Annotated in this window: 20 protein-coding genes, 1 pseudogene and 2 riboswitches; of the genes and pseudogenes, 16 read left to right on the top strand and 5 right to left on the bottom strand. The window is 36.5% G+C overall.

Features of this window, described 5'->3' with window-relative positions:
• Positions 1-49: 49 nt before the first annotated feature.
• From mutS to ACYQ73_RS02420, 8 genes are all read left to right on the top strand, one after another.
• Positions 50-2,641, top strand: coding sequence for a DNA mismatch repair protein MutS (gene mutS, locus ACYQ73_RS02455; protein ID WP_460010995.1), 2,592 nt, complete (start codon positions 50-52; stop codon positions 2,639-2,641).
• Between the two features lie 14 nt (positions 2,642-2,655).
• Positions 2,656-4,542, top strand: coding sequence for a DNA mismatch repair endonuclease MutL (mutL, locus tag ACYQ73_RS02450; protein WP_460010994.1), 1,887 nt, complete (start codon positions 2,656-2,658; stop codon positions 4,540-4,542).
• Positions 4,543-4,724: 182 nt separating this feature from the next.
• Positions 4,725-6,371: a glycerol-3-phosphate dehydrogenase/oxidase gene (locus ACYQ73_RS02445; protein ID WP_460010993.1), complete on the top strand. Its 1,647-nt coding sequence runs from the start codon at positions 4,725-4,727 to the stop codon at positions 6,369-6,371.
• Between the two features lie 3 nt (positions 6,372-6,374).
• Entirely contained in the window at positions 6,375-7,289 is a 915-nt protein-coding gene (locus ACYQ73_RS02440; RefSeq protein WP_460010992.1) for an alpha/beta fold hydrolase, read from the top strand.
• A complete protein-coding gene (miaA, locus tag ACYQ73_RS02435) occupies positions 7,276-8,178 on the top strand; it encodes a tRNA (adenosine(37)-N6)-dimethylallyltransferase MiaA (RefSeq protein ID WP_460010991.1) in 903 nt (300 codons plus the stop codon). Before ACYQ73_RS02440 ends, miaA begins: the two co-directional genes overlap by 14 nt.
• A 90-nt stretch (positions 8,179-8,268) precedes the next feature.
• Positions 8,269-8,499, top strand: coding sequence for an RNA chaperone Hfq (gene hfq, locus ACYQ73_RS02430; RefSeq protein ID WP_049668557.1), 231 nt, complete (start codon positions 8,269-8,271; stop codon positions 8,497-8,499).
• A gap of 98 nt (positions 8,500-8,597) precedes the next feature.
• Positions 8,598-8,900 (top strand): rhodanese-like domain-containing protein, encoded by a 303-nt coding sequence (locus ACYQ73_RS02425; RefSeq protein ID WP_460010990.1) that lies wholly within the window; start codon positions 8,598-8,600, stop codon positions 8,898-8,900.
• Between the two features lie 263 nt (positions 8,901-9,163).
• A complete protein-coding gene (locus ACYQ73_RS02420; RefSeq protein ID WP_460010989.1) occupies positions 9,164-10,036 on the top strand; it encodes a DMT family transporter in 873 nt (290 codons plus the stop codon).
• 197 nt (positions 10,037-10,233) lie between these two features.
• On the opposite strand, the gene add is transcribed toward ACYQ73_RS02420, so the two are convergent.
• Positions 10,234-11,226: an adenosine deaminase gene (add, locus tag ACYQ73_RS02415; RefSeq protein ID WP_460010988.1), complete on the bottom strand. Its 993-nt coding sequence runs from the start codon at positions 11,224-11,226 to the stop codon at positions 10,234-10,236.
• A gap of 67 nt (positions 11,227-11,293) precedes the next feature.
• A riboswitch (purine riboswitch) is annotated at positions 11,294-11,392 on the bottom strand.
• A 147-nt stretch (positions 11,393-11,539) separates the two neighbouring features.
• Positions 11,540-11,737: pseudogene (locus ACYQ73_RS02410) on the bottom strand (phosphoenolpyruvate phosphomutase); the annotation flags it as partial.
• 65 nt (positions 11,738-11,802) lie between these two features.
• Here ACYQ73_RS02410 and ACYQ73_RS02405 point away from each other — a divergent pair.
• Positions 11,803-12,180 carry a YheC/YheD family protein gene (locus ACYQ73_RS02405; protein WP_460010987.1) on the top strand — a complete coding sequence of 126 codons (378 nt, stop codon included), beginning with the start codon at positions 11,803-11,805 and terminating at the stop codon, positions 12,178-12,180.
• A gap of 878 nt (positions 12,181-13,058) precedes the next feature.
• Here the strand turns inward: ACYQ73_RS02405 and ACYQ73_RS02400 are convergent.
• A complete protein-coding gene (locus ACYQ73_RS02400) occupies positions 13,059-13,664 on the bottom strand; it encodes a response regulator transcription factor (RefSeq protein ID WP_460010986.1) in 606 nt (201 codons plus the stop codon).
• Positions 13,665-15,232: 1,568 nt separating this feature from the next.
• On the opposite strand from ACYQ73_RS02400, the gene ACYQ73_RS02395 reads away from it, so the two are divergent.
• From ACYQ73_RS02395 to cobT, 4 genes are all read left to right on the top strand, one after another.
• On the top strand, positions 15,233-15,994 hold the full coding sequence (locus ACYQ73_RS02395) for a hypothetical protein (protein WP_460010985.1): 762 nt from the start codon (positions 15,233-15,235) through the stop codon (positions 15,992-15,994).
• 14 nt (positions 15,995-16,008) lie between these two features.
• The gene (locus ACYQ73_RS02390) at positions 16,009-16,938 is read left to right on the top strand and encodes an ABC transporter ATP-binding protein (protein WP_460010984.1); all 930 of its coding nucleotides are present in this window, start codon (positions 16,009-16,011) and stop codon (positions 16,936-16,938) included.
• A complete protein-coding gene (locus tag ACYQ73_RS02385) occupies positions 16,935-17,684 on the top strand; it encodes an ABC transporter permease (protein ID WP_460010983.1) in 750 nt (249 codons plus the stop codon). The genes ACYQ73_RS02390 and ACYQ73_RS02385 overlap by 4 nt, the downstream gene beginning before the upstream one ends.
• Before the next feature lie 86 nt (positions 17,685-17,770).
• Positions 17,771-17,948, top strand: a riboswitch (cobalamin riboswitch).
• Positions 17,949-18,062: 114 nt separating this feature from the next.
• Positions 18,063-19,118: a nicotinate-nucleotide--dimethylbenzimidazole phosphoribosyltransferase gene (gene cobT, locus ACYQ73_RS02380; RefSeq protein WP_460010982.1), complete on the top strand. Its 1,056-nt coding sequence runs from the start codon at positions 18,063-18,065 to the stop codon at positions 19,116-19,118.
• A 111-nt stretch (positions 19,119-19,229) separates the two neighbouring features.
• Here cobT and ACYQ73_RS02375 read toward each other — a convergent pair whose 3' ends face one another.
• Entirely contained in the window at positions 19,230-19,835 is a 606-nt protein-coding gene (locus tag ACYQ73_RS02375; RefSeq protein ID WP_460010981.1) for a trimeric intracellular cation channel family protein, read from the bottom strand.
• Between the two features lie 277 nt (positions 19,836-20,112).
• Between ACYQ73_RS02375 and ACYQ73_RS02370 the strand changes: the two genes are divergently transcribed.
• The 3 genes from ACYQ73_RS02370 to glnA all read left to right on the top strand — a co-directional run bounded on the left by ACYQ73_RS02370 (position 20,113) and on the right by glnA (position 23,446).
• Positions 20,113-21,363 carry a methionine gamma-lyase family protein gene (locus tag ACYQ73_RS02370; protein WP_460010980.1) on the top strand — a complete coding sequence of 417 codons (1,251 nt, stop codon included), beginning with the start codon at positions 20,113-20,115 and terminating at the stop codon, positions 21,361-21,363.
• A gap of 289 nt (positions 21,364-21,652) precedes the next feature.
• Complete coding sequence (locus tag ACYQ73_RS02365) at positions 21,653-22,027, top strand: MerR family transcriptional regulator (RefSeq protein ID WP_460010979.1); 375 nt, start codon at positions 21,653-21,655, stop codon at positions 22,025-22,027.
• Between the two features lie 84 nt (positions 22,028-22,111).
• Positions 22,112-23,446, top strand: a complete 1,335-nt coding sequence (glnA, locus tag ACYQ73_RS02360) for a type I glutamate--ammonia ligase (protein WP_460010978.1) — start codon at positions 22,112-22,114, stop codon at positions 23,444-23,446.
• 265 nt (positions 23,447-23,711) lie between these two features.
• On the opposite strand, the gene ACYQ73_RS02355 is transcribed toward glnA, so the two are convergent.
• Entirely contained in the window at positions 23,712-24,125 is a 414-nt protein-coding gene (locus ACYQ73_RS02355; RefSeq protein WP_460010977.1) for a CotD family spore coat protein, read from the bottom strand.
• Positions 24,126-24,328: the final 203 nt, after the last annotated feature.

Genomic DNA, 24,328 nt, shown 5'->3' with positions numbered 1-24,328 from the left:
TTTGTTATAATAAAAATATCTATATGGTTAGAGTGAGGTAAATTTTAAAATGACAACATATACACCAATGATGCAACAGTATTTGCAGGTAAAGGAAGATTACAAGGATGCCTTTTTATTTTTTAGATTAGGCGACTTTTACGAGATGTTTTTTGAGGACGCTATTAATGCCTCTCAACTTTTAGAAATTACATTAACGAGTCGAGATGCGGGTGCAAAAGAGCGTATTCCAATGTGTGGCGTTCCGCATCATTCGGCAAAAAATTATATTGAAACGCTTGTGCAAAAGGGTTATAAGGTTGCAGTTTGTGAGCAAACAGAAGATCCAAAGCAAGCAAAGGGTGTAGTGAAGCGTGAAGTTGTACAGCTTATTACACCAGGTACAATCATGGAAGGTAAGTCGCTTGATGGTAAAACCAATCATTTTATTGGTGCTGCGGAGCAATTCGACGATATGACATTTGGCTACGCTTATTTAGACTTATCTACAGGTGAAGCGGTAGCCTCCTCGATTGAGGGCGACGGTAAGGCACTTTTATTGCAAATGCAGGCATACGGTATTCGTGAATTAATTGTAACGGAAAGTTTGCAGCTTCTATTAGCAGAGCATGCAGTAAACGCAGGTATCGTCCTTTCTATTGGAACAGATGAAATGACAATGGATAAAGCCGCACATTATTTAGATGCGGTGCCAAATGATTTACAAATTGCGTGCCTTCGTTTGCTTGCTTATATCGATAAAACACAAATGCGTTCTTTATCACATATTCAAGCATTTACTTACAATGAAATGAAAAATTATTTACGTATTGACTCTAGCTCTAAGCGTAATTTAGAGCTTATTCAATCTATTCGCGGTGGCGATCAAAAGGGCACACTTTTATGGTTGTTAGATGATACAGTGACAGCAATGGGGGGACGTAAGTTAAAGCAATGGTTACACCAACCTCTTGCTTCACGTGCTGCTATTGAAGAAAGATTAGCAAACGTCACTGATTTATTAGAGGAATACTTTGTAAGAACAGAGCTGCAAGCTTCTTTAAAACAAGTATATGATTTAGAGCGTTTAGCTGGACGTGTAGCTTTTGGTAATGTTGGTGGACGAGATTTAGCGCAGCTACGTGATTCATTGCGTCAAGTACCTGCCATTCAGCAGCAATTACTTGGTACCGATAAAGAAACATTGCAAAAGCTAGGCGTAGCGCTTGATACGTGTGCAGATGTAGAGGCACTATTAGCTCGTGCTATTACAGACAATCCACCAATTACAATTAAAGAGGGTGACGTCATTCGCGATGGCTATGATGCGCGCTTAGATGAACTACGCTATGCTTCTCGTAATGGGAAGGATTGGATTGCGCAGCTAGAGCAAGAGGAACGGACGAAAACTGGCATTAAAAACTTAAAAATTGGCTACAATCGAATTTTTGGCTACTATATTGAAATTACGAAATCTAATATCCATTTAGCAGATTTAACACGTTATGAACGTAAGCAAACTTTGGCCAATGCCGAGCGTTACATTACACAGGAGCTTAAGGAAAAAGAAGCATTAATTTTAAATGCTGAGGAAGAAAGTTTAACGTTAGAGTATAACTTGTTTGTGGCAATTCGTGATGAATTAAAGGCGTTTATTCCACGTGTCCAAGCATTAGCGGCAAGCATTAGTGAGCTTGATGTGCTATTAAGCTTTGCAAGTGTTTCAGAGAAATATCGTTTTACGAAGCCGGAGTTTCATGGCGGACGTTCGCTAGAAATTATTGAAGGGCGCCATCCGGTTGTTGAAAAAATGCTTAATAAGCAAATGTATGTACCAAATGATTGTGTACTTGAGGAAAATAATAATATGATGCTGATTACAGGTCCGAATATGTCCGGTAAAAGTACGTATATGCGTCAAGTTGCACTAATTGTTGTCATGGCGCAAATGGGCTGTTATGTGCCTGCTGAAAAAGCTAGATTACCAATTACAGATCAGATTTTTACACGCATCGGTGCAGCGGATGATTTAGCTGCGGGACAATCAACATTTATGGTGGAGATGTTAGAATCTCAGCACGCCATTACGCATGCTACAAAAAATAGTTTAATGCTGTTTGATGAAATTGGTCGTGGGACATCTACTTATGATGGTATGAGTCTTGCTCAATCCATGATGGAATACATCCATGACAAAATTGGAGCAAACACGCTGTTTTCAACTCACTATCATGAATTAACGGCACTTGAAAAGGAGCTTCCTCGACTGCAAAATGTACACGTTTCTGCAACTGAAAAAAATGGCACGGTTGTCTTTTTGCATAAGGTGAAAAAGGGCGCTGCCGATAAATCTTACGGCATTCATGTAGCACAGCTTGCACAGTTGCCAGAGGAAATTTTAACAAGAGCACAAGTGCTGCTTGAAAACTTCGAGGCTGGAAATGAAGCTGGAAAAGAAGTCAGAAGCGAAGTAGCCGTAGTACAAGAAGTTGTTGAAAAGCCAGTTCAAATGTCACTATTTTCGGAGGGAGAACCAATCTCTCCAACAGAGTCAGAGGTGCTTAAAAACCTAGAAAAAGTAAATATTCTAGGCACTTCACCAATGCAAGCGATGAATATTTTATACGAATTACAGCAGCAACTAGTAAACGCAAAAAAGTAAAGGAGTGATGCGCTATGGGAAAAATACAAATTATGGACGAGTGGCTGTCCAATAAAATCGCGGCAGGGGAAGTAGTGGAAAGACCAGCCTCTGTAGTAAAAGAGCTTGTTGAAAATGCCATTGATGCAGGAAGTACGTCCATTGATGTTTTTTTACTAGAAGCGGGCCTCACTTCAATTCAAATAATTGATAATGGTAGTGGTATGGATGAAGAGGATGCATTAATATCATTCTCTCGCCATGCGACAAGTAAAATTCATCAAGAACACGATTTATTTCGTATTCGTACCCTTGGCTTCCGTGGTGAGGCCTTAGCTTCCATTGCATCGGTGTCAAAAATGACACTTATTACATCTAATGGTGAATCAGGAACGTATTTAGAGCTTGAGGGTGGGCATATTGCTACACATAAACCTGGCCCTTTGCGCAAGGGAACAGATATTACAGTGGCACAGCTATTTTTCAATACACCCGCTCGATTAAAATATATGAAAACAATACAGACCGAGCTTGGACATACTATTGATCTAATGAACCGACTTGCACTCGGAAATCCACAAATTGCGTTTAGATTATTGCATAATGGCCAGCAATTGTTACAAACAAATGGGCGAGGAGACGTACAGCAAGTATTAGCTGCCATTTACGGGGTGCATAATGCGAAAAAAATGGTATCCTTCAATGGAGAGTCACATGATTATAAAATTTCTGGCTTCGTATCACTACCAGAGGTGACTCGTGCTTCGAAAAACTATATGTCATTGTTTGTGAATGGGCGCTGGGTGAAGCATTATTTGGTACAAAAAGCGATTGTAGACGCTTATCATACGTACTTGCCTATAGAACGTTTTCCAATTGTAGCGCTCTATATAGAGGGTGATCCTTATTTAACAGATGTCAATGTTCATCCTGCCAAACATCAAATACGTTTAAGTAAGGAGCCTGAGCTTCTTAAGTTAATTGAAGAAACCATACGAGAGAAAATCCGCAATGTTATACGAGTACCGCTAATGGAAAAGAAGGAGAAAGTGGTAAAGCCTGCGACGGAGCAGTTAAATATTTGGAAACCAGCACCAAAGATTAATGTGGAGAAAATGAATGCTATTGTAGAAAAACTTTATGATGTGCAAACAGTGCAGGAATCGAACACATTAGATCCTATAGTGCCACAACCTGAAGCCGTCCCTACTGCCATTGAAGATAACTGGCAACCGACACCAGTGATGGAAGTGAATTCTCCTGAAGTAGTGAATCCTCCTGAAGAAGTGAAGTTAGAGGAGCCAGTGGAAATTCTAGAAGATGAGCCAGCTAAAGAACCATTTCCTGCGCTTGAAGTGGTTGGGCAAATTCACGGCACGTATATTGTTGCACAAATGGAGGATGGCTTTTATTTAATTGATCAGCACGCTGCTCAGGAGCGTATTAAATATGAATTTTTCCGTGAAAAGGTCGGTCAGGTGAATCCGAATGAGCGTCAGGCTTTATTGCTTCCATTGACATTCCATTATGCTGCTGACGAGGCTCTTATATTAAGAGAAAATAGTCAGGAGTTAGAAGCTGTTGGCGTATTTTTAGAGGAATTTGGACAGGCTTCATTTGTAGTGAGAGAGCATCCTAGCTGGTTCCCTAAGGGAGAAGAACAAGAAATTATTGAGGACTTAATTGAACAAGTACTGACAACTAAAAAGGCGGACGTCAAAAAATTACGTGAGGCAGCAGCGATTATGATGAGCTGTAAAAAGTCGATAAAGGCCAATCATTATTTAACGAAAGAGCAAATGGATACGTTACTGCAAGATTTACGCAATGCCGACAATCCATTTACTTGCCCACACGGACGTCCAGTGCTGATACATTTTACAACGTATGAAGTGGAAAAAATGTTTAAACGGGTAATGTAGATGAAACGCCTGACAATTTATTAAAAGGGACTATTCAAGAGCAATATGAATAGTCCATGCTGCATAAAGGAATTTTATAGGTAGAGCATCATACAAGATTAAAGCTATTGCTAGTTATACAGTCTGGCATACGAGTAGAGGTTACACATAATTTCAATTTATAGCTAATGGGGGAAAAAGTTATGTTTTCATTTGAACATCGTCCTAAAATTATGCATTTTTTAGAGCAATATAGCTTTGACGTTTTAGTCATTGGTGGCGGCATTACTGGTGCTGGTATTGCGCTTGATGCAGCATCTAGAGGGCTATCAGTCGCTTTGATTGAGAAGCAGGATTTTTCTGCAGGCACATCAAGCCGTTCAACAAAGCTTATTCATGGTGGGCTTCGTTATTTAAAGCAACTTGAAGTAGGGGTAGTAGCTGAGGTTGGGCGTGAGCGTGAAATTGTTTATGATAATGCTGTTCACGTGACCACTCCTGAAAAAATGCTACTACCATTATATAAGAAGGGCTCACTTGGACCATTTACAACATCAATGGCACTGAAGGTATATGATCGATTAGCAGGTGTTAAAAAGCATGAACGTAGAACAATGTTAAACGTTCAGGAAACGGCAGCGCTAGAGCCTTTACTCAATCGAGATGAGCTTATTGGTGGTGGCTATTACGTTGAATATCGTACAGATGATGCCCGTCTGACAATTGAAGTGCTGAAAAAAGCTGTGGAATATGGAGCGCTTTGTTTAAATTATGCGGAGATGACAGAATTTTTATATGAGAAGAAAAAGCTTGTTGGGGCACAAGTGAAGGATCATGTTACAGGGAAAACGATCAAAGTACATGCTGCGCAAATCGTCAATGCAACTGGACCTTGGGTGGACGAGGTTCGCCAAAAGGATAAAGTAGCAGACAAAAAGCAATTGCGTCTCACAAAAGGAGTTCATATTGTCTTTGATCAAAAGGATTTTCCATTACAACAAGCAGTGTACTTCGATATAGTGGATGGGCGTATGGCCTTTGCTATTCCACGTGATGGTAAAGCCTATGTAGGGACAACAGATACAGTTTACGAGGGAGACCCTGTACATCCTGTCGCTACCCAAGAGGATGTTGACTATTTAATTGCTGCTACAAGAACTGTCTTTCCAACCGCAAATATTTCAAGAGATACGATTGAATCGTCGTGGGCAGGTGTGCGTCCACTTATTTTTGAAAAAGGGAAGGATCCATCCGAAATTTCACGCAAAGATGAGATATGGACGGCTCCGAGTGGACTAATGACGATTGCGGGTGGCAAACTAACGGGCTACCGTCAAATGGCAGAAACAATCGTTGATAAAATTGTGAAAACCCATAAATATAAGCACGCAAGTCCATGTGTAACACGTGAGTTATCACTTTCTGGAGCAAAAGGCATTAATGCCATCAATTTCACTGATTATAGTACTTATAAAGCTAAAGAGGGCGTTCAGTATGGTCTAAATTATGATGAAGCAAAACAGCTTGTACAAAAATATGGCACGAATGTCGATGCATTATATAACCAGGTGAAATATTTACATGAGCATGGAAGTACGATGCCATTAGCCCTACATGCAATGCTACTTTATGGTATCGAAGCGGAAATGGTGTACACACCAAGTGATTTCTTTATCCGTCGAACAGGCTTATTATACTTCGATATTGATGGAGTAAAACGTTATAAACAGCAGGTCATTCAAGTTATGCAACAACATTTTAACTATACAGAGTCACAAAGAAATACTTATGTCGCTCAACTAGAGCAAGCTATTTTTGATGCAACAAATTTCATGGAGGAAGGAGTGTAGGCAATGCGTTATATAGAAATGTCAGATGGTCATTTTCTGTTTACTCGTACATTAAAGCCATCGAAGCCATGTATTGGTCATATTCATATTTTACATGGTATGGCGGAACATAGTGGACGTTATATTACATTTGCCAATAGCCTAAATGAAGCTGGCTATGCAGTGACAATGCATGATCATCGAGGGCATGGAGAAACAGCAGCTTATAATGGAACACTAGGTTTTTTTGCTGAACAAAATGGATTTGATCGCGTCGTAGAGGATGCACATGAAGTAGTTACACTATTGCATGAACAATTTACAGATGTACCTTTGATTTTATTTGGTCATAGTATGGGATCGTTCATTACTAGAAGATATATTCAATTGTACAGCGATCAAGTGGATAATGTGATTCTTTGTGGAACAGGAAACGTTACAACATTGCATACGATGGGGAATTTAGTAGCAAAAGTATTGGCCAAACAGCTTGGAAAAGATACAGAGAGTAAGTTATTAAATAAGCTGAGCTTTGGTAGCTTTAATAAACAGTTCCCAAATTCGAAGACTGCGTATGACTGGTTATGTTCAGCGAAAGACGAAGTACAAAAATATATAGATGATCCGTATTGCGGCTTTATTCCAACAAATCAATTTTTTGTGGATTTAACAACAGGTTTTATGTCGTTAAATCGTAAAAAAGAGATAGCCAAAACAAAAAAAGACTTACCTATATTATTGATAAGTGGTAGTAAGGATCCAGTCGGAGAACAAGGCCGAGGTGTATACGCTGTAGCACAACAATTGGCAGAAGCGGGTATACAGGATGTAACGGTCTACTTATTTGAGGATAAGCGCCATGAAATCCTAAACGAAGACAATCAAGAGGCAGTCTATCAAGTTATATTACGGTGGTTAGAAAAATATGATACAAGATAAATTACAGCAGGCAGAGGTCGTAGCAATCGTAGGACCGACTGCTTCTGGGAAAACAGCATTAAGCATTGAGTTAGCAAAAAAATATAACGGCGAAATCATCAATGGCGACTCTATGCAAATCTATCGAGGCTTAGATATTGGTACTGCGAAAATTACTGAGGAAGAGATGGAGGGTGTACCTCATCATTTACTAAGCTTCAAAGAGCCAACAGAATCCTTTTCGGTAGCAGACTATCAAAAATTAGTGCGAGCTAAAATTGCAGAAATTCAAGCGAGTGGTAAGCTACCGATTATTGTAGGAGGCTCTGGTTTATATGTGCAGGCAGTACTCTATGATTTTCAATTTACAGAGGAGCAGGTAGATGAGGTGGCGCGGAAAGCTTATTATGCAGAACTGGAGAAATTAGGTCCAGAGGCAATGCATGCTAAGCTTAAAAAACTTGATCCACAAACAGCAGAGACAATTCATCCAAATAATACTCGTCGTGTTATACGTGCGTTAGAGATGATTGAACTTAGTGGCGTTTCAAAGGCATCCGAAGCCCAAAATCGTGGAGAAGTTCCACTTTATAATCATGTGATTATAGGGCTTGGGCAAAATATGTCACGTGAAGTACTCTATGATCGTATTAACCTTCGTGTCGATATAATGATGGAAAAAGGGCTTTTAGAAGAAGTAAAAGGCTTATGGCAGCAAAATATACGAGGTGTGCAGTCAATCCAAGCAATCGGCTACAAGGAATTATATGATTACCTAGATGGCAAATGTTCTTTAGAAGAAGCCATTGACAGCTTAAAGCAAAATTCTCGCCGCTATGCGAAAAGACAACTAACATACTTCCGTAACAAAATGGATGTATATTTTGTTAATAATGACGAAAAACTTTAATTAATTCTTAAAAATCACTAATTGCTAAATTGGCAGAACATGCTACTATAGGAATGAAGAGGTAGAAAGAGAGCATAGGAGGCATATTGGATGAAATCAATTAACTTGCAAGATACATTCTTAAACCATCTACGTAAAAACAATGTTTTTGTAACTGTGTTTTTGTTAAACGGATTTCAGTTAAAAGGAACTGTGAAATCCTATGATAATTTTACAGTTTTATTACTAGATGCTGAAAGCAAGCAACATCTTATTTACAAACACGCTATTTCTACATTTGTTCCAGCAAAGCAAGTAGATTTTTTAGAGACAGAAGAATAGAACATTAGAGTAAAACAGTTAGTGTTCATGACACTAGCTGTTTTTTTGCCTTCAGGCTATAATGTAAGAGGAGATTGACATATTGGAGGACTACACAGATGAAAACTATGGATACAACAGAAATATTAGAACTATTAGATGCGAACGAAGATCTATACATTATTGATGTTCGTGAAGATGATGAGGTAGCACAAGGCATGATTCCTGGTGCTCAGCACATTGCTCTTGGGACAATCCCTGAGCGTTTAGATGAATTAGATGCTTCTAAGCCATACATTATCGTTTGCAAGGCAGGCGGTCGTTCAGCAAATGCTTGTGCATACCTAGAGGCTCAAGGCTTTGACGTAACAAACCTTGAAGGCGGCATGCTTGCTTATGATGGAGAGTTAGAATTTAAATAATTGTCGTTTAAAACCCTCGTTTAGGCGAGGGTTTTTCTTATACATTCGAGTTGATATAAGATTGAAGCAATTCGTTATAATTTGGTAAAATGTGTTATAATTGTAACGTGCAAGGAGGTATTAGTATGTATCGAACAATAGCACCCCCAACAATGTCTTTACAGTAGAATCTGCTGTTTAGGCATTCAATTAAAGCTTGCTAATTCTCAATAGATTCTACTGTATATCGAAGACTATATACATGTAGAAAGTAGGAATTAGAAATGAGCGGAAAACTATCTTTTATTTTATCGATGATTATTTTTGGAGCTGTCGGTGTTTTTGCAAAATATATTAAGTTGCCTTCAAGTGAAATTGCCTTTTGGATGAGTCTCGTTGGCTCTTGTTTTTTACTGTTGATTTTCCTATCTAAAAAAGAAAGATTTACGAAAACAACTATTTTGCAAAATAAATGGCCATTGGTACTTTCGAGCTTTGCCTTATGTGGAAATTGGATTTTCCTTTTCCGGGCATACAAGGAAACAACCATCGCAAATGCAGCTCTAAGCTATTATTTTGCACCAGTACTAGTGATTTGTTTGTCACCTATAGTTTTGAAAGAGAAAATAGTATTAAGAAAAATATTTTATGTTTGTGTTGCTCTAGTTGGCCTGTATTTTATTGTCCAAAGTCAAACTACCGAAACAAGCGAACATTTTATCGGTATTGTCTACGGCCTTATTGCAGCTTGCTTCTATACAATAGTAACATTCACCAGTAAGTATATTCATGGATTAAAAGAGCCCGATAATACGATTATTCAACTTGCTTTAGCAGCGTTATTCCTTGCTCTTTACCTTTTTGGGACTAATGGGTTCCAAGTAATGCAAATCGATATAAAATCAATTAGTTTACTTATAGCATTGGGCATTGTCCATGCCGGGATCGGTTTCTATTTGTTCTTTTTAGGAATGCGTCATCTAAAAGGGCAAAGTATAGCTATTTTAAGCTATATTGATCCACTAACATCATTAGTGATTTCGACGATGATTATAGGAGAGAAAATGGCGACCCTACAAATAATAGGCGCTATCCTTTTACTCGGCGCAACATTTCTGAGTGAAATAGATAAAACAAAGTTGATATCACAGCAATAAACGGACAGAAAGCTCCCAAAAGCCTTTTTGGCATTAGGGAGCTTTTTCTAGCATAGGGAATAGAATTATGAAGCATAAAGAAGTGAACTACTTGCCATTTAGCAGAGCTTAATGTTGTAGCTTCTCAGTTAGCAACCTTGATCTTTTTCTGTAATAGAAGCACTTTGAATATATTCTGCATAATTTATTAATTTTCTTTAATATTGTGCCAAGCACCATTCTTTAGTTTCTTGGTCGGCAAAGGATGCTTCTACACTATTTAAATAAATTTGCCGATAATCTTCTTCGCTTAGATTAAATTCGTTGTTAACTAAATGGATTTCTTTTGCCATTGTAGTATCTGATACTGTTCTGTTATCCGTATTAAATGTCACTTTTATTCCATCTTTATGAAACTTATAAATCGGATGTTCAGAATAATGATGAACAGCTTTCGTTTGGACATTACTTGTTGGACACATTTCAAGCACTACCTGTCTTTCTTTCACAATCTTATAAGCCTCGGCACAATCTTTAATAAATACTCCGTGCCCTATTCTTTCAGCACCTAGCAGTTCAACAGCATCTAAAACGTTTTTACCAATTCCCGTTTCACCGGCATGAATAGTAACTCTGTAGCCATATTTTTTAGCTAATGCGATTGGATCTACAAATTTTTCACAAAAGCCTTCTTCTTCGGATGCACATAGGTCAATTGCCACCACACCATTTCCAAGGAACTTTTTCCCCTTTTCAACCACTTCAAATGCACTTTCTACAGACATCGTCCTCATGCAAGACAGGATTATATTTCCCTTTATTTCGTAACAGTTTTCAGCGTCTCTCATTCCTTCTATAACAGATTGAATAACTTCTTCAACATCAAGACCTTGTAATATATGAAGTAACGGGGCAAATCTAACTTCTAAATATTTCACATTTTCTCTTGTTGCATCCTCAAATAGCTCAAAAGTAATTCTTCTAAGGTTCTCCTTAGACTGCATGACTAAATTAGGAAGAGAAAATCTTTTTAAATACTCATCAAGGGATTCACATTCTAACGGAGCAATCAGCTCCTTTTGCAGCTCATCCTTATCAAAAGAGGGTAACTGAATGCCTTCCTTCTGTGCAATATCGATAATAGTTTCAGCCCTTAGGCTTCCATCCAAATGACAGTGTAGTTCAATTTTTGGCAATGCTAAAAAGTTCATTTTTGACCTCCGGAAAAAATTTTTTAGATTAAAAAACAGAAAAAAATTCCTGACTACAAAGAAAATACAAATTTTGTACTTTCTTCGTAATCAGGAATTTCGGTTCCTGGTAGAGACCCCCAAACCATATTATTGGGGTTATACGAAATATTATTGAATTCATTTATGATTTTTAATATGATAATAAAAAATTTTCGGATTGTCAACATGGTCCCTACCTTTTTCAAAAAAACTGCTTCGTCCGTTTAAGTACATTTCTTCAAATAGTTATTTGTTGTTATTAAGAGGAAAAGGTTCTTTGATTTACATTTTGGAGTACTGAATGCCAACATTCATTATTATCTCTTACACCTAATGATCCATATATCGATAGACCACTCGCCCAAATCCCTTTAATACCGACTTCCTCTACAACTTTTACGGAAAGACCGTTATGGGCTTCCATTAAAAATCCAAGTTTATCTGAATATATTTTTTTAAAAAATTCATCCTTTTTTTCAATAGCTCCCATCTCCATACTCGACATATCTATATGTCTAAAAGTAAAGATTAGCGGGGCAAATATATTAGAAACTAATGATTTTGAAATTAATAAAATGGATAATTGGTGGAATTTACGGAAGGCTTGCAACTGAGGATCATGGGATTGTCAATTCAAATCGGGGTTCTCAAGCAATATCGATTGAAGAATTATTATCAGGTTATTTGATGATGGATAATACAAAGAAAGATCAAACAATAGACTCTCTAAAAGAAGATTCAATTTTAGCATCTGAAGTAATAGCATCTCACTTTCCTAGTAGAGAATATGGCATTGATTTTGGAATAAATCTTGAAGGAAAACCTATATTATTTGAAGTAAATACAACGCCAAGCATACGTAGTTTTGCCAAAGCTGATAGGGCGATCTGGAAGAATATTGTTGAGATTAGGAAAATGCAAAATGAAGGCTAAGTTTGAAATGTAGTTATTTTTCATTTTAGTAATCGGCATATTTCTATTCAATAGACATACATCAAAAAATTACTTTCCTTCTATAATTTTAGGAAAGAAGAAACTTAATTGGATCCGTTACTTGTGTAGATTAGGGATTTCCTGAAAAAATGGGTTATGGTTGGGTAGGCGTGATATGAATCAATTTTCTATTGAAGACGATTCAGCTTGGGCTCAAATTGCCAGCCCTCAGGAACCTGAATTCGCGTACATTAGTTTATTTGGTTATTCGAAGTGTTAAAAGATTCTTTTGATTCACTCTTACCGGCGAAGGAAAATCCCTGGAAAGAATGTCTGTTTACAACTTGAACAGACATTTTTTTACATTAATTATACTTTGTTAGAGATATGTAGAACTATAACTTCTAAATGATTGTAGGGAATAGTTTCATTTCATTTTGAAGCAACGTCCTAAAGACATTGGTTACTCCGAAAGATTTCAGTATGTAGTTTTTTAGTAACCATTTATAACTACTTAGGCTTGGAATAAAGTTTAATTAAAAGCACTTCTTTAGCCTACATTTTAAGATAAATAAAAAGAATCCATTTCGAATAAAAGGCTTCTTATTTTTGCTTACTGAAGTACTATAAAAAACAATTAAAGAGAAAAGGAACCAATAAAACTAAAATAGCACCTATACCAAAAACAGAAATCACTTTTATCATGTCTTTCTTCAACAAAACACCACCTAATATCCATTTTTTAAAATCCAAACTATTATGTAAGGATGAGTGCTTTTATACTGCGTTTATATTAGTGTTAACGTTATTACTAGTGAATTATTAGCAGTGTGAATTAGCCTTTCATAAGATCAAAAATTAATAAAAACACAAGTATGCTATTTAATACTTAGCAACCCTCGCTTAATAGCTGTTACGACAGCACCTACTCGAGATTCTACGTTTAATTTCCTAATGATTGATGAGATATGATATTCAACTGTTCTTATGCTTATCATCATTTCCTCACTAATTTCAGAATTGGTTTTATCCTCTGCTATCCGTGTTAATATCTCATACTCTTTTGGGGTAAGCATTTTATCTATCTTATTTTCTTTAATTTTAGGAAACAATTTGTATCCTAAATATACTTGTTTAATGGTAAAGACTAGTTCTTGAGTTGATTTTTCTTCTGTAATAAAAGCACTTGCTCCTGCATTATAAGTGGCTTGAACATATTCTACATAATCATACTTCGATAAAATGACGACTCGTAAGTGAGGCATATTTTTTAGTAGTTCTATCGTTAAATCAAGCCCACTAGAAAATTTCATTCGAATATTCATTAACACAATATCCGGAGAGTTAGTATTAATTTCATGTAGTAAAAACTCTGGATTAGAAATGGCCCCTACTACGCGAATAGTTGGTTCATTGTTTAATCTGTATGATAAGCATTCTAATAGTAATTGACGATCATCTACAAGTAGCACATTAATAATCAAACTGCTCACTCCTTAGCTATATCAATTTCTGCATAATCATGTCTGTTATTGTCTTTAGATGATGAGAGAAACTAAAAATGCAATTTTTCTATTATACCCGTTCAAATGATTTCAAAACTTTTATTCTGTTTTTCTAATTACTAGGTAAATTATTAAGTGAATTTTTACTTCTATACTTTTATATGGGATTATATATGATGTAATAATATTTGCGGGAAATACGGATGTTTTAATAGTTCTTTTTGTTATAATTGCATTACTCTAATAACTCTGAACATTTAATATAAATTTTACACAAATTAACTTTAATTACTTGTAATTACATATTTTGTACGATACTTTAAATATACCATAAAATTACCAAATAGGATTTTGTAATTGATTAAAAGAATCCAAAGAGTTTGTTGATTGAAGTCAAAACAGAATGACTCAAAGAGAATTAACGTCAACAGCACAAAATAACTTTGAAATTTAAACTGTAGGGTAATTTTATGAAAGTATATTTAGTTCCAAAAGAAGGCTTTTTTCTCCTACAGGATAAGCGAAAAGAGCTTGAATGAAAGCTATAACCGTACACATTTTGATACCATCCACGTTTCCTTAAATGAAACCAAATTAATAGCAAGGGACAAATCTTTACTCTTTAATATAATGCGCTGAATAATCTGAAATTTCTATTATTTTTAGCGTATTTACTATATAAAACTGGAAAAGTAAGGAGGTGGAATATATGCAAATCATTGAACTAAATGAAGGTATGCGCTTATTTGATGTTCCTTCAACTGCAGAAGCTGTGTGGTGTTGCTGCTGTTATTTCTGTACTTCTACAGGATGATTTGTAAAATATAAAGCACTTATTTACATACTTTGGGAGCGCAACAATTGTTCAGAGACCTTTCTTTGAAAGGAGGGAAATAAGTGCTTTGAGAACAATCATTACTAAAAATTCTTAAGTTATATTGCTACACAAAGAACTTAGCCTCTTCTGTTAATGTATGGTTAATATACATTTATTGGGGAGGTTTTTTTAGAATTATATTAAATTTTAACTTCGTTCAGCAAATGCTTTTGTAGCGAAAGCAAAGCGTCAGTTACAAATGTTTTTGTAACGTAGTGAAACGTCGTTATAGAAGTATCCCACCTCTATAGATGGTGAGATAAATGCGGTTTTAAGTTACTATTCAGCAGGTGTCCAAACATCCGTTGAAATAGAAGAACTCAGGCTATGAACTTCGCATTCTGAAAAAATGCCTGAGTGACCAACATCATGTTGCATGTTGCTGTCGCTCCGTAAGCACTTCGCTTTCACGCAAAAAACATCTGTTGGCTTAAAGCCTCCGGAGGATGTCACGGAATCGGAAAGGAGTTCTTTGTGCAAGTACAAAGCCGATTCAAGACGCAATTATGCCGAGGCATAATTGATGTATGTAAATTTTATGAAAGAAGGTGGAACAATTGGGACGTATCCAGAACAGAGAATTAAAGGTTAAATTAATATAATCACCGAGAATATTTGGGATGAGAATTTAAGCCATTCAATACTGGGAACTGAATTAACACTATCAAAAATGAAATTAAACCAAATCCTTGATGTAATAAAATACTTAAATAATAGTAAAAACTTCTCCATTTTATATAGTGGTAAAAAAAATATGGATGATTTTTCTGGAATTATTGACAAGCATTATGAGATATCTTCAGAAGGAGAGGAAATACGTATCAATTCAATGATAAGGGATACGATAGAGCCTTCTACTTTTATAGAAACAGATGTTATGATAAAAACGAAAGAAAATTCAGATAAATCATCCTCTTCTTTTGTATCTATATGTTATGAATTTAACAATGGATTATCAAAAGATGAAAAAATTTATTTATCTTTGTTTAGTATGATGATGACAATGAATGACACGGGATTGCTGTATGAAGAATTTCGGTTGAAAAAACAAAGTGTGTATTTTATCGTGTGCTTACCTTTTCATTTTAAATATGAAAGTATTTTGCAAGTCCAATTTATTACTGAACAAGAAGATTTAGAATCACTCATCTTACATATTAATGAAAAGATGAATATAGACAGTAAAGAAATTAACATTATGAATAAATATTTAGAGAAAAGCAAAAAGTTTTTACAGCATAAAATTTACAAGATATTAGAAAATGATAAGGATTTTTTATTATTTTTAGGTAATGAGCGGGTTATTGAAAGGCATCATTTATCATTAGATGAAATGCTTCAAGTTCTTGATAATATTGATATTAAAGACATGCAAGCATTTATAAATGAAAAGTTAAATCATGCAACAATGAAGCGAATCATTCTATCATAATTGAGGTGTTCTAATTGAATGAAGCAATATCAATAAAAGATTTGAGTTTTTCGTATACCTTAAATAAACAAATATTGAAAAATATTAATTTAACGATAAACCACAATGAAGTGTTTGGGTTACTAGGACCAAACGGAGCTGGAAAAACAACTTTATTAGAATGTATACAAGGAGTTAAAAATGGATTCACTGGCACCATAACTGTCAATGGTTTAGATGTTACAAAAGATGGAGATAAAATTAAACCACTTATAGGTGTACAATTTCAGTCAAACTCCTATTTTGATCATATTAAGGTGGATGAATTGTTCGAATTTTTCGCCACATTATACAATATGGAGATTACTGAAAAAGAAATTGAAGACTTATTAAAAAAAGTCAATATGCAAGAACATAAAAGAGCTTACGTTAATAAACTTTCTGGCGGGCAAAAACAAAGAATAAGTATAGCATTAAGTATTCTCAATAAACCACAGGTCTTGTTTTTGGATGAACCAACAACTGGTTTAGATCCAAACTCTAGAAAAGATTTGTGGCATATTATTAAGGATATTAGAAAAGAAGGGACAACAATAATCCTAACGACACATTATATGGAAGAAGTAGAAGCACTCTGTGATAATGTATGTTTTATAAACGATGGGAGTATTTATACAGTAGGAAAACCTGAAGAAATTATTAAAAATGCTAATTTAAACTCGGTTATTAAAATAGGTTTAATAGTAGATTCTTCTGTCCAGTATTTAGAAAGTTGTTCGACAGTAGATAAGATTAAAAAAGAAGATGACTATTTCTACTTATACACGAAGGATATTAGAAAAACGTTAGATTATATAAATAAATTAGAAGATGAAAAAAGAATAACAACAACGAGCATTAATATTCAAAAAGCAAATTTAGAAGATGTATTCTTAAATATGACTGGAAGTGTTTTGAAATTATGAATAGTTTTGTTAATTTATCTTCTATATTTTTCAAAATGGAAATAAGAAATAAACAAGCGGTTATTATGAGTACGGTGTTCCCTATTCTAATGATGGCTTTAATGGGTACAGCAGGGAAAGACGCTGCAAGAGAGGGTATGTCATATATGTCCTATATTTTCCCTGGTATTCTAGGGATGGCTTATGGAGCTATAGGTCTTATAGCTTTACCCGTTATGATTGCTTCGTATAGGGAAAGGGGTATTTTTAAAAAAATTAAAGTTACTCCAATCTCTACATCAAAAATAATGGTATCTATTTTCAGTACACAGCTTTTCATTATGGCTATACAAACAGTTATTATTTTGGGCATTAGTGTTTTCATTTTTAATGTTCAATTAAATTTTAATTCAATTTATACTCTTTTATTAATTCCATTGTTATTAATGGGTGGTCTTAGCTTATTAGCCATCGGTTTAATAATCGGAATTTACGCTAATAACGCAAAAAATGCCACAACTATGGGGAATCTTTCAAATCTAGTTTTCATTTTTTTAGGTGGTACTTTCTTCCCGAGCGATGTGTGGCCAAAATTTCTAATGCCATTTGTTTATATTAATCCACTTAATTATATTATTGAAGCTATTAGAAAAACACTGATCTTCGAGACACAAAATCTCAACACTTATCTGACTGAATTATCAGTATTAACTGCTATAGCAGTAATTACTTTAGTATTTTGTGTTAAAGTTTTTAAATATGAATAATTAAGCATATTTATTTACTTAAATAACAATGAAGCTTGAAAATTTAAAATGTTGACACAATGAGCGCTTTGCCGTAGATTTAAAGTAATTGCATAAAAGCGTTAGGTGCCCACTGCGGGAGAATAGGGAATAAAGTGAAAAGCTTTAGCGGTCCCACCACTGTAAAAAGGGAGTTTCATAGAGAATGCCACTAGCATCGTTCTGGGAAGGTTCTATGAAATGTTGAAATTGAGCCAGGAGACCTGCCTATCTGCTTCGTATTATATAGACGATGGAAAAGTCTGTAGTTTATTTGTTATGGATAAACTACAGGCTTTTTATTTTTTTCTCAAAATCATTCTTCGAGTAACGAGGGCAAAAAAGAAAGGGGAAATTTTCATGCAATTATTACAACAAACGATCCACAACATTCAAAGTGCCGACCACAAAATGATGGGGCAGGCAAGAGAACGCATAGATGCACTTTGCAAGCCACCTAGTAGTCTGGGAAAGCTGGAAACTCTAGCTGTGCAACTATCTGGTATTACAGGTGAACTATATCCTGCAATTGATAATAAAGCAATTATTGTCTGTGCCGCGGATCATGGTGTCTGTGATGAAGGAGTGACACCGAATCCACAAAATGTGACGGTCTTCCAAACATTAAATTTTCCTAGAGGCGGAACTGGTGTCTGTGCTATCGCAAAAATCACAGATGCTAAAATTGTCACAGTGGACGTTGGTGTAAAAGAGGATATTCCGAACGATGCTGGTGTCATCTTAAAAAAGATTAAATATGGCACGGACAATATGGCAAAAGGTCCTGCTATGTCAAGGGAAGAAGCCATTCAATCTATTGAAGTAGGAATTGAAGTAGCTACGGAAGAAATTAAAAAAGGGATAAATGTACTCGGGACAGGTGAAATGGGTATCGGTAATACAACACCGAGTGCTGCCATATTATCGGTTCTTCGCGAATGTCATCCGAAAGAAGTGACAGGCTTCGGTGCAGGTGTTGGACCAGGGGGAATAGCACATAAAGTAAAGGTCATTCACAACGCTATTGCATTAAACAAACCAAATCGTCATGATGCTATAGATATTCTCTCAAAAGTCGGTGGATTAGAAATAGGCGCTATGGCAGGAGTGATACTTGCTGCCGCCGCACATCGTAAACCAGTTGTTATTGATGGCTTTATTTCTACTATTGCTGCTCTTATTGCATACGAACTCGAACCAAACGTAAAAGACTATGTCATTCCTTCACATGCCTCTGAAGAACCAGGTGCAAAAATTGCAGCTGAAATGCTCGGAATTGAACCGATGCTGCAAATGAATATGCGATTAGGTGAGGGTTCTGGTGCAGCTTTAGCCTTTCCTATTTTGGACGCAGCTTGCTCTATGATGAAAAATATGACTACTTTAGAAGAAGCTATGTTGCTGTTGAAAAATTAACTTTAGTCGCTGCTGTGGATGCACGGAGTTTGTGATAAATAAGGAATTAAATTTAAAATTCAAAACAAGCCCAAATCTGATATTTGGGCTTGTTTTTATGCAACAGTATAACTATGCTCGATTCAACTTCCGTAACGGTAAACGCCATTTCCTCATATATGAAAGTATTCTTAGTACTGTGATCACACCAAATAATACATATAAAAAGATATCCCCTGTAAATAGTTGAAGTCCGATGATAAGCCCGGCTATTGCTGCCCAAACACCATAGATTTCATCACGGAGGACTAAAGGTTGTCGTCTAGCTAATAAATCGCGAATAATTCCACCACCTGATCCTGTTAAGACAGCAGCTACAATAACGGCACTAATAGGCATGTCGAGCTTCACAGCATAAAGGGCACCTTGAATCGCAAATGCCGATAATCCAATAGCATCAGTGAAATTGCCCCAGCGATGCCAGTGTTGAATGAGTCGATGTGGAAATAAGAAAAAAATTGTGATGGCTGCAATGGCAATTTGAAACATCATATCTTGACCCCACAATGTTGTTACAGGTAAACCAATGAGTAGATTTCGTATAGCTCCACCACCAAAAGCAGTTACGATACCGAGTATATATACACCGAATAAATCGTATTCTTCCTCCATTGCAATTATTGCCCCGGAAATAGCAAAGGCGATTGTTCCGACGATACTAAAAACCTCCCAAGCCAACCCTTTCACCCCTTATGTGAATAAATCATTTCATGTTGTTGTAGATTACAACCTAGAAAACATTAAAGTTACCTTTTTGTATCTAGAAGTTTTTGCGAAAAAAGCATCGACTTACGATTTGGAATTATCAAATATCTTATTATAGCAGAATTAAATAGATTAAGTTCGCCATTAAGTTTAGCGCCTAATGAAAATCAGAAATAAATGCAAATTTTGCAGGCAAGCTCACAAATTGATAAGATAAGATTTGAACAAATGTGAAATGGAGAAGAACATAATGACTTTTACAACCAATTTAACAGAAGAAACACTAGCGTTAGCTGCTAAAATAGAAGAAAAAGTACGCCCTTTTCATGCAAAGGTAGAAGACATGGCATTCTTCAATCAACAAAAAGTGCTTGCTGCGTTCCGAAAGCATCAAGTAAGTGATTATCATCTGCACCCATCTAATGGTTATGGCTATGATGATGAGGGGCGTGACAATCTAGAACGTGTTTATGCAGAGGTCTTTGGAGCGGAGGCTGCCATTGTACGTCCGCAAATTATTTCTGGTACACATGCAATCACACTTAGCTTATTCGGAGTGCTTCGTCCTGGTGATGAATTACTTTATATTTCGGGTCAGCCGTATGATACATTGCAATCAATAGTTGATGGTGGAGACAAGGATACTGGCTCGCTAAAAGATTATAAAATCGGTTATAGTCATGTGGATTTAATCGATAATCAAGAGATCAATTGGGAAGGTGTTGCAGCTGCAATTACACCAAACACGAAAATGATTGCTATCCAACGTTCGAAGGGCTATGCAACACGCCCATCCTTTACTATTTCGCAAATTACAGACATGTGTGCGAAAATCCGTGAGTTAGCACCAAATGCAGTTATTTTCATTGACAATTGCTACGGTGAATTTGTTGAGGCACAGGAACCGACAGAGGTTGGGGCTGATTTAATGGCAGGCTCACTCATTAAAAATCCTGGTGGAGGCTTAGCGAAAATTGGTGGTTATATTGCGGGTCGTGCAGATTTAGTAGAGAAATGTGCTTATCGCATGACATCACCAGGTATTGGTGCTGAAGCAGGGGCGACATTAAATACGCTTGGTGATTTCTATCAAGGATTTTTCCTTGCGCCACATGTTGTATCTCAAGCATTAAAAGGTGCCATTTTCACAGCTGCTATGCTAGGAGAAATTGGCATGAATACATCACCTAGCTATGATGCTAATCGTACAGATTTAATTCAATCGGTTTCTTTCCAAACTGCGGAACAAATGATTGCTTTTTGCCGTGAAATTCAAGCAAACTCACCAATTAATGCGCATTATGCACCAGAGCCGGCGTATATGCCTGGCTATGAGGATGATGTCATCATGGCAGCGGGAACGTTCATTCAAGGTTCCAGTATTGAGCTTACAGCAGATGGTCCTATTCGTCCGCCATTTACAGCATTTATTCAAGGTGGGTTAACATACGAGCACGTGAAATTTGCAATTTGTAGTGCTGTTCAAAAAATCCAAAAATAGATAGCGAAAAAACTATTCAAAATATCTCCATTTTGAATAGTTTTTTATTTATGGATGAAAAAGTTGAAGATATCATTTGCTAACACGTAGAAATGTAACATCGGACGCCCTCCAGGAAAGCGCCAAGTCGGAACAGAAATCAACCCCACGTTAGGATAATAATCTTTGTTTTTTACTATTTTTCATCAGTTCAAAAAAATTATTTAAATCCATGTTAGGAAACCTTACACGAACGGTTGACAGTGTGAATTTTTCGTTATATTATTAGCAGGTATTGGAGGGGACTTAAATGAGTCGTGAAATTAGACGAACTATGCCGTTGTTATCTATGAATATCGTAATGCAATTGACCGAGCTTTCGGCACGTCAGATTCGTTATTATGAAGAACACCATTTAATTGAGCCGCACCGAACAGAAGGTAACCGTCGAATGTTTTCATTAAATGACGTCGATGCATTGCTTGAAATTAAAGATTACTTGGAACAGGGCATGAACATGGCAAAAATTAAAAAGCTGTTCGCTAAAAAGACTGAACCTGTTTCAACAGATGAACCTAATTTAAGTGACTCAGAATTACGTCGCATCATGCGTGAGGAAATGCTTCAAGCGCAGCGCATGCAAAAATCATCCATCCGTCGTGGGGATTTATCTCGATTCTATTAATAAAAAGCAACATCATTAATTACTATATTAATAGGGTAGGGTAATGATAAAAAAGCTAGACATTTTATAGGAGTGTGGAAAACTGTGGGTAAATACACAAAAGAGGACATTAAACGTCTAATCGAGGAAAAAAACGTAAGCTTTATACGTCTACAATTTACGGATATTCTTGGCACAATCAAAAATGTTGAGATTCCTGTAAGCCAATTAGACAAAGCTCTAGAAAACAAAATGATGTTTGATGGCTCATCTATTGAGGGCTTCGTACGTATCGAAGAATCAGATATGTATTTATATCCTGACTTGGATACTTTCGTAGTGTTCCCTTGGACTTCTGAAAAAGGGAAAGTAGCACGTTTCATCTGTGATGTATTCACTGCTAAAGGCGAGCCATTTGCTGGTGACCCACGAAACAACTTAAAACGTATCCTTAAAAAAATGGAAGACATGGGCTTCTCGAGCTTCAATTTAGGGCCTGAGCCAGAATTCTTCTTATTCAAATTAGATGCAAAAGGTGAACCGACACTAGAAGTAAATGACCACGGTGGTTACTTCGACTTAGCACCAACTGATCTTGGCGAAAACTGCCGTCGTGATATCGTATTAGAGCTAGAAGAAATGGGCTTCGAAATTGAAGCATCTCACCATGAGGTAGCTCCAGGACAACACGAAATTGACTTTAAATATGCAGATGCAATTACAGCTTGTGACAATATCCAAACGTTTAAATTAGTTGTTAAAACAATTGCTCGTAAACACGGTTTACATGCTACATTTATGCCAAAACCATTATTCGGTGAAGCTGGCTCTGGTATGCACTTCAACGTTTCATTATTTAAAGGTAAAGAGAATTCATTCTATGATGAATCTACTGAACTAGGTCTTTCTGAAACAGCAATGCAATTCATGGCAGGTGTCCTTGCTCACGTTCAAGGCTTCACAGCTGTGACAAACCCAACAGTTAACTCTTATAAACGTCTTGTACCAGGTTATGAAGCACCATGTTATGTAGCATGGTCAGCTCAAAACCGTTCACCACTTATTCGTATCCCATCAGCACGTGGTCTTTCAACTCGTGTAGAAGTACGTTCAGTGGACCCATCTGCTAATCCATATTTAGCGATGGCTGTTATTTTAGAAGCTGGTCTTGAAGGTATTCGCAGCAGCTTAACACCACCAGCTGCTATTAACCGTAACATTTACGTGATGTCTGATGAAGAGCGTAAAGCGAATGGTATAGCAAACTTACCACCAGCACTTGACGATGCTTTAGCATTACTTGCTCAAGACGAAGTAGCGCAAGCAGCTTTAGGTGAGCATATCTATGCGAACTTTAAAGAGGCAAAAGAAATCGAGTTTGACATGTATCGTACAACAGTACACCAATGGGAACGCGATCAATATTTAAAAATGTACTAAAAATAGTAACCGAGTACCTAGTATAGGTGCTCGGTTTTTCTTATCAATAGTAAAGATAGAAATAGGTTTTTTCATAGGAGTGTGCTATTAAAAAATGAAGGGGCTGGGACATAACTAAATGGTTCCTTCATAAAGCCGAATAATCTATAAATTAACAAAACACGATAAATAGAAAAACCGAACTATTCCGAAACACTTCATGAGAGTTTCATTGGATAGTTCGGTATTTTTGTTGGCTGAAACACATTTGTCCCAGCCGCATTTTTTAATAGCCCATATGATGATGCCCCATATGATGGCCCATATGATCCATATGATGACCCATAGGATGGCACATATGATGACCCATATGATGATGGCCCATGTGATGGTGATGGTGTCCCATATGATGATGTGGCATATGGCAAGGCTCAGGTGGCATCTCGCAAAGTGTATGAGTTTCACAACATTCTTCCACTACACATTCAGTGCAAGGGAAATGATATTGATGATCAATTATATGTTTGTTAACTGTTGTAATATGTGCTGGTTGTACATGAGGTACGACTGTATGGATGTAATTAGTGCGAACAAATTCCTCTGGCGGTAAACAATGTGGTGGATCGAATTGAGTTGGGCAATGCTGTGGTGGACAACAATGTGGCCCAGCATGATGATGATGATGCATACGTCTATGCATGGTAAAACCTCCTGTTTTGATAAGTTGTGGTTCATAATTAACATATGAGATGAAAGACAGTAGGGTCTATTTGTATGCCTATTAAGGGCCGGTTAAATCTCTTAGGTAATCAAAATAGGTATGATTAATGGGGAGTCTCACCAAACTTTAACTTCTCTCAGCGGATGTTTGGACACCGGCTGATTAAAGCGTCCGGAGGCCAA

This window comes from Lysinibacillus sp. CTST325 (assembly GCF_054665055.1).
Note: the sequence above shows the minus strand (reverse complement) of the source record. Positions and strands in the feature narration are given on the sequence as shown.